Source organism: Micromonospora sp. KC721, assembly GCF_004348355.1.
GTDB lineage: Bacteria > Actinomycetota > Actinomycetes > Mycobacteriales > Micromonosporaceae > Micromonospora.
Map to the genome: position 1 here is coordinate 1 of NZ_SMJY01000278.1, position 6,179 is coordinate 6,179.

Sequence of the window (6,179 nt, forward strand, 5' to 3'; positions counted from 1 at the left end):
CCCCGGTGCCGTCCCCCGTCGTCTCACCGTCGGGGACACTGCCGATCGTCGTACGGTCCGTGCCCACACCGACGGTCGAACCCACACCCGCCCCGCAGGCCAAGCCGACGGTCGAGCCGAAGCCGGCGATGGAGGCCGCGCCGGCCCAGGCGGCGCCCGTCGCGGAGGTGCCTGCCGCCGACTCGCCCGAGCAGGCCATCACGCCACTCGACCAGCCGACCCCCGCACCACCGGTGCCGGTCTCCGCACCACCGGTCGTCGCCGTGGAAGAACCGAGGGACACGGAGCGCGCGGCACCGCCGGCGGCCGAACCCGGTGTCGGGCCGGGCCGCGACACGACCGACGCCGGGACGTCGGCCGGCACTGACCAGCCGGCTCTCCCGCCGGCACCCGGGACCGAGGATCCGGTGACGCACGGCGACCCGGAGCAACTGCTGGCCGCGTACCAGTGGCGGCTCGACCCGGAGACGCTGCGCGAAACCGTGGACGACCCGGACGAGTTGCGGGCGCTGCGGCGACGGCTCACCGAGAAACTCGCGGTCTCCCTGGACAACCGGGCCCGCGCCCGGCTGCTGAGCCTGCGCGCCGTCGTCTCCCGGATCGTCGACGACCTGGACGACGCGCTCGCCGACGGCCGGCTCGCCCTCACCTACGCCGAGGCGACCGGGGAACTGCGCCGCACCGCGCTGGCCCGGGCCCGACTGGCCGAGGTGCTCCGCCGCCGGGGCGAGCACGCCGAGGCGGACCGCCTCTTCGCCGAGGCCAACTCGGCGGAGTTGCCGGACCGGCTACGGGCGGCGATGCACGAGCACGCGGGCCGGTCCTGCTACGACCAGGGCCGGCTGATGGAGGCGTGCGCACACTTCGAACGGGCGCTGGACCTGCGCCGGGTCGACGACCCGGAGCTGACCGAGCGGATCATGATCTCCCTGGACGCGGTGCACGCCCGGGCCGTCGCCAACGGCGGCTTCGGGCCGTACCCCCGTAGCCGGCAGGAGGTGCTGCGCGGGCGCCGCTCCCCGGTGCCGACCCGGGACAGCGGCCCGGACCGGTGGGGTTACGCGGACGTCGACGGCGAACTGGTCATCGACTACCGGTACGCCGAGGCGCAGCCCTTCTGCGAGGGCGTGGCCTGGGTACGCCGCCCCGACGCCAGCGGCTGGGAGTTGATCGACGAGGCCGGAACCACGGTGATCGCCCCCGGCTACGCCGCGGTGCGGGCCTTCTCCGACGGACTGGCCTGGGTCTCTCGCGGCGGCGCGGACTGGACCGCGATCGAGCCGGACGGAACCGAGGTGGCCTCCGGCGGCTTCGAGGAGGTCCGGCCGTTCCGCAGTGGCGTGGCAGCGGTGCGCCGGGGCGGGGTGTGGGGTGCGGTCGACCGGCGCGGCCGGCTGGTCGTGCCACCCCGTTACCAGGCGTTCCGGACCATGCTCGCGGACGGCCGGCCGGTGGAGGGCTTCACCGACGAAGGGCTGGCCGTGGTGGAGGCCGGTGGTCTGCGTGGCGTGGTGGACCGGGCGGGGAACCTGCTCGTCGCGCCCGCCCACCCGCAGTTGATGATCCACCCGGTGGCGTTCCTGGCCACCGACCGCGCCGGCCGATGGGGGGCGCTGGATCGGCGTGGCGGGCCGCTGATCGACCCGGTGCACCCGGGCCGGGACGCCGTGCTGGCCGAGATCGACCTGCTGCTGGCCGACACCCGTCCGGTGCTCTGACGGTTCCACCGGGCTAGGGTCGGGGGATGGAATTCCGACACCTAGGTCGCTCGGGCCTGATGGTCAGTGAGATCTCGTACGGCAACTGGATCACCCACGGCTCCCAGGTCGAGGAGGAGGCGGCGCTGGCCTGTGTGCGGGCCGCCCTGGACACCGGCATCACCACCTTCGACACCGCCGACGTGTACGCCGGCACCCGGGCCGAGGAGGTCCTCGGCAAGGCTCTGGCCGGCGAGCGCCGGGAAGGGCTGGAGATCTTCACGAAGGTCTACTGGCCGACCGGTCCGGGCCGCAACGACCGGGGCCTGTCCCGCAAGCACATCATGGAATCGATCAACGGCTCGCTGCGCCGGTTGCGCACCGACTACGTGGACCTCTACCAGGCCCACCGGTACGACTACAGCACGCCGCTGGAGGAGACGATGGAGGCCTTCGCCGACGTCGTGCACTCGGGTAAGGCGCACTACATCGGCGTCTCCGAGTGGAAGGCGTCCCAGATCCGCGAGGCGCACGGCCTCGCCCGCGAGCTGCGCATCCCGTTGGTGTCCAACCAGCCGCAGTACTCGATGCTGTGGCGGGTCATCGAGACCGAGGTCGTGCCCACCAGCGAGGAGTTGGGTGTGGGGCAGATCGTCTGGTCGCCGATGGCGCAGGGCGTGCTCTCCGGCAAGTACCTGCCGGGTCAGCCGCCGCCGGCCGGGTCCCGGGCCACCGACGAGAAATCCGGCGCCAACTTCATCAGGGCGTGGCTGACCGACGAGGTGCTCTCCCGGGTGCAGCGGCTCAAGCCGCTCGCGGAGCAGGCGGGGCTGACCATGCCGCAGCTGGCCATCGCCTGGGTGTTGCAGAACCCGAACGTCTCCTCGGCGATCGTCGGGGCGTCCCGGCCCGAGCAGGTGCACGACAACGTCAAGGCGGCCGGTGTGACGCTCGACGTCGAACTGTTGAAGGCGATCGACGAGATCGTCGAGCCGGTCACCGAGCGCGACGCGGCGAAGACCGAGAGCCCGGCCCAGCGGCCCTGACGCCTTCCCCGGGCCGGCGCGGGCTCCGCGCCGGCCCGACCCTTTTCTCCGGGTACGCCCGCCTCACGGTGGGCAGCGCGGCCGGCCTGGGGGCCGATAAAGGCAGTGTGGGCCGCTACAGACCTGATCGCACTGATGGATCGGCCCCGCGCCGCCGATCCGTCAGTGCGATCAGGTCTGTAGGTCCTCGACCCTCACCCCCGAGGGCCGGGGACGGTGTCGCGGACGTGCGGCGGCCGACGCGGCAGTCGGCTGTCGCGGTCAGCCCTGCCAGAAGCGGATCAGTTCCAGCCCCAGGCCGTAGAGCCAGCTCGGCAGGCCCAGCGCGTCACCGAGGGCGAAGACCGCGTCGAAGAACCAACCCCCGATGCGCGGATTCCACAGCAGCGCGAAGAGCAGAATGAAGCCGAACGGGGCGAACAGGTCGTACATCCGCCGCCACTGCGGGTTCAGCCAGGGCTGAATCATGTTGCCGCCGTCCAGGCCGGGTATCGGCAGCAGGTTGAGCAGGCTCGCGGTGAGCTGGAGGAAGGCCAGCAGTGCCAGCCCGGCCCAGAACTCCACCGGCCCGCCGAACACGCCGGACCCGATGCGCAGCGCCGCCACCAGCACCAGCGTGAACAGCACGTTGGTGGCCGGGCCGGCGAGGCTGACCAGGGTGTGGCGTACCCGGCCCGGAATGGCGTGCCGGTCCACCCACACCGCGCCACCGGGCAGACCGATGCCGCCGAGCAGCACCACCACCACGGGCAGCACGATCGACAGCAACGGGTGGGTGTACTTCAGCGGGTTCAACGTCAGGTAGCCGCGGTGGGCGATGTCCCGGTCGCCGGCCCGGTACGCCACCACCGCGTGGGCGTACTCGTGCAGGCAGAGCGAGACCAGCCAGCCCGAGACGACGAAGAGGAAGACGTCGAACCGGACGTTGCCGAACCCGTTCCAGGCCATCACCCCGCTGGCCACGAAGAGCGCGACCAGGGCGAGGAAGACCGGACTGGGCCGGAACGCCGCCCGGGGCACCCCGAGGACCAGCGGCTCCCCGGGGCGGTCGTACCCCATCACTCCGCCGTCGGCAGCAGGCTCATCCGGTACTCCACCCGGTCGTCCTCGACGAGCGCGACCGAGGTGACGCCGGACGCCGCGAGTTCCCGCCAGGTCTGGCCGATCCACGACTCGGCGTCCGCCTGACTGCTGAACGACTCCGCCGGCCCCTCGACCGCCGTACCGTCCGTGCCCTCGTACCGCCAGCTCCACGCCATGCCGCGTCTCCCCTCGCCGCTGTGCCGTCCCCGGGGACGGATCCCCGCAAGCGTAGTCGGCCGGCCCGGACAACGGCTGTTGCTCACCCGGCGCAGCGCCACCACCTGCCTGGGGCGGCAGGCCACGGGTTGCAGGGTTTCCCGGCGTCTGTCGGGGTATGGGCAGGGCGGCAGCGGCGGTGCTCGGACCCGCCGCGGAACAAAGGAGGCGACGGTGGAGCGGATGCACGAGAAGGACACGGACGATCTGCGGCAGATGGCGATCCGGGGTGGCATCGAGGGAGCCGAGCACATGGACCGCGAGGAACTGCTGGACGCCCTCGTCGCCCGCCCGGGCGAGGGCGCCTGGCAGGAGGACCCGAAACCGGCGGCGCTCAACCCGAACGACTATCGATATCGTTCCCCCCGGTAACCCTCCGTCGCGATCGGCGCGGCACCGTCGCAGGTTCGCGTTCCGCACCGGTACGGTGGCGCGGTGTTGACTAAGGGACTGGCGCTCAGCGATCGGTACCGGCTGAGCGAACGGGTGGCGACCGGTGGCATGGGCACCGTCTGGCGATGCGTGGACACCCTCCTCGACCGCGAGGTAGCCGTCAAGATACTGCTGCCCACACTCGTCGACGACCCCGAGTTCACCACCCGCTTCCACGCCGAAGCCCGCATGCTGGCCGCCCTACGCCACCCCGGCATCGTCGCCGTCCACGACTTCGGCTCCACCACACTGCCCGACGGCAACCGGATCAGCTACCTGGTCATGGAATACGTCAACGGCGAACCCCTGCACGCCTGGATCCGCCGCGCCGGCCGACTCGACCCCACCACCACCATGTCCGCCGTCGCGCAAGCCGCCACCGCACTACACGTCGCCCACACCGCCGGCATCGTCCACCGCGACGTCAAACCCGGCAACCTCCTGGTCAAACCCGACGGCACCATCGTCCTGGTCGACTTCGGCATCGCCCGGTCCGCGGCGTCGTTGGGGCTGACCGCCAGTCACATGGTGCTGGGCAGCGCCTCCTACATGTCGCCCGAGCAGGTCAACCACCAGCCTGTGTCGCCGGCGACGGACGTCTACGCGCTCGGCGCGGTGGCATACCACTGCCTGACCGGCCAGCCACCCTTCGTCGGGACGACGCTGTTGCAGGTGGCGTTGCAGCACGCCCAGGAACCGCCGCCGCCACTGTCCCCGGACATCCCCCCACCGGTCGCCGCCGTCGTCGAACGCGCCCTCGCCAAGAGCCCCGGCGACCGCTTCCCCACCGCGGCCGCGATGGCCGAGGCGGCCGGCGCCGCGGCGCCGGCGGTGCGCCCGGCCCTGCCCGGCCCACGGTCGCCGGGGCAGGCCCTGCCCCCGCCGCCACCGTGGCCGCCGCCGGGTGACGGCTCGGCATCACCGTCCTGGTCGGCGCCGGCCGCCGACCGAGCGGCGGACCCGTCAGCGGCTCCGACCGATGATCGACCGGCGGACCCGGCCGGCGGCGAGCCTCCGTCCCCGCCGTCGAAATTAACGGCTGGCGCAGCCGGGGCTCCGCCAGCCGACCCGAGCGGCGGCATCGCCGCCCCGGTGGCGCCGTCGGGCGACCGCCCGCCAGCGCCGACCGGCGACGGACCGGCCGGATCACCGACGGATTCGGCGGACGGCCGGGCGGCCGCAGTCGACCAGCGCGCGGCAGCCTCACCGGCGGCACCGACGAATGACCGCCCGGCGGCCCCGGCGGACCGGGTGGGCGTACCGGGAAACAGTTCGCGGCCGACCACGCCGGCCGGTGGCCGGTCCCGGCGTCGGCGGTTGGCCGTGGCCGGCGCGGCCGGCGTCGCGGCCGCGGTGCTGGCCGGTGTCGGCCTGATCCTGGCGCTGCCGCCGGACACCCCCGGCCAGGGCGGACCGGAGCCGACCGCGGGAGGGTCGGCGGCCGGGTCGGCGCTACCCGGCCCGGCCGCTGCGGTCACGAACAACGGCAGGCCCGGGCCGAGCGGCGGCACGCTGCCCGGCTGGTCGACCCCGGGAGCCGGCGGCGCCGTCCCGACCGGCTCCCGGGAACCGGGACCAGGAGCGGGACCGGGATCGCCACCGGGATCGCCACCGGGGAACCGGCCGGCACCCGAGCCGGGGGTGAGCGCCAGCAACCCGCCGCCGTCCGACCCGCCCCGCACCACGAGCCCGCCGAGGACGAATC

Annotated in this window: 6 protein-coding genes; 4 read left to right on the top strand and 2 right to left on the bottom strand. The window is 73.6% G+C overall.

What is annotated here, in order from left to right:
• The first annotated feature begins 5 nt into the window (after positions 1–5).
• Entirely contained in the window at positions 6–1,718 is a 1,713-nt protein-coding gene (locus E1182_RS28550) for a WG repeat-containing protein (RefSeq protein ID WP_243706473.1), read from the top strand.
• A gap of 26 nt (positions 1,719–1,744) precedes the next feature.
• On the top strand, positions 1,745–2,743 hold the full coding sequence (locus tag E1182_RS28555) for an aldo/keto reductase family protein (RefSeq protein WP_132270834.1): 999 nt from the start codon (positions 1,745–1,747) through the stop codon (positions 2,741–2,743).
• A 261-nt stretch (positions 2,744–3,004) separates the two neighbouring features.
• On the opposite strand, the gene E1182_RS28560 is transcribed toward E1182_RS28555, so the two are convergent.
• Positions 3,005–3,802 (bottom strand): site-2 protease family protein, encoded by a 798-nt coding sequence (locus tag E1182_RS28560; RefSeq protein ID WP_132270835.1) that lies wholly within the window; start codon positions 3,800–3,802, stop codon positions 3,005–3,007.
• Positions 3,802–4,002, bottom strand: a complete 201-nt coding sequence (locus E1182_RS28565) for a hypothetical protein (RefSeq protein ID WP_132270836.1) — start codon at positions 4,000–4,002, stop codon at positions 3,802–3,804. Before E1182_RS28565 ends, E1182_RS28560 begins: the two co-directional genes overlap by 1 nt.
• 223 nt (positions 4,003–4,225) lie before the next feature.
• Between E1182_RS28565 and E1182_RS28570 the strand changes: the two genes are divergently transcribed.
• Together E1182_RS28570 and E1182_RS28575 are read left to right on the top strand one after the other, a co-directional pair.
• The gene (locus tag E1182_RS28570) at positions 4,226–4,414 is read left to right on the top strand and encodes a hypothetical protein (protein WP_132270839.1); all 189 of its coding nucleotides are present in this window, start codon (positions 4,226–4,228) and stop codon (positions 4,412–4,414) included.
• Between the two features lie 63 nt (positions 4,415–4,477).
• The coding region (locus tag E1182_RS28575; protein ID WP_132270837.1) for a serine/threonine-protein kinase at positions 4,478–6,179 on the top strand (1,702 nt) is incomplete at its 3' end.

What these genes read in the sequence shown, in the direction of transcription:
- E1182_RS28570 (WP_132270839.1), top strand. Translation starts at nt 4,226, where the DNA reads ATGCACGAGAAGGACACGGACGATCTGCGGCAGATGGCGATCCGGGGT.
- E1182_RS28560 (WP_132270835.1), bottom strand. Translation starts at nt 3,802, where the DNA reads ATGGGGTACGACCGCCCCGGGGAGCCGCTGGTCCTCGGGGTGCCCCGG.
- E1182_RS28555 (WP_132270834.1), top strand. Translation starts at nt 1,745, where the DNA reads ATGGAATTCCGACACCTAGGTCGCTCGGGCCTGATGGTCAGTGAGATC.
- E1182_RS28565 (WP_132270836.1), bottom strand. Translation starts at nt 4,002, where the DNA reads ATGGCGTGGAGCTGGCGGTACGAGGGCACGGACGGTACGGCGGTCGAG.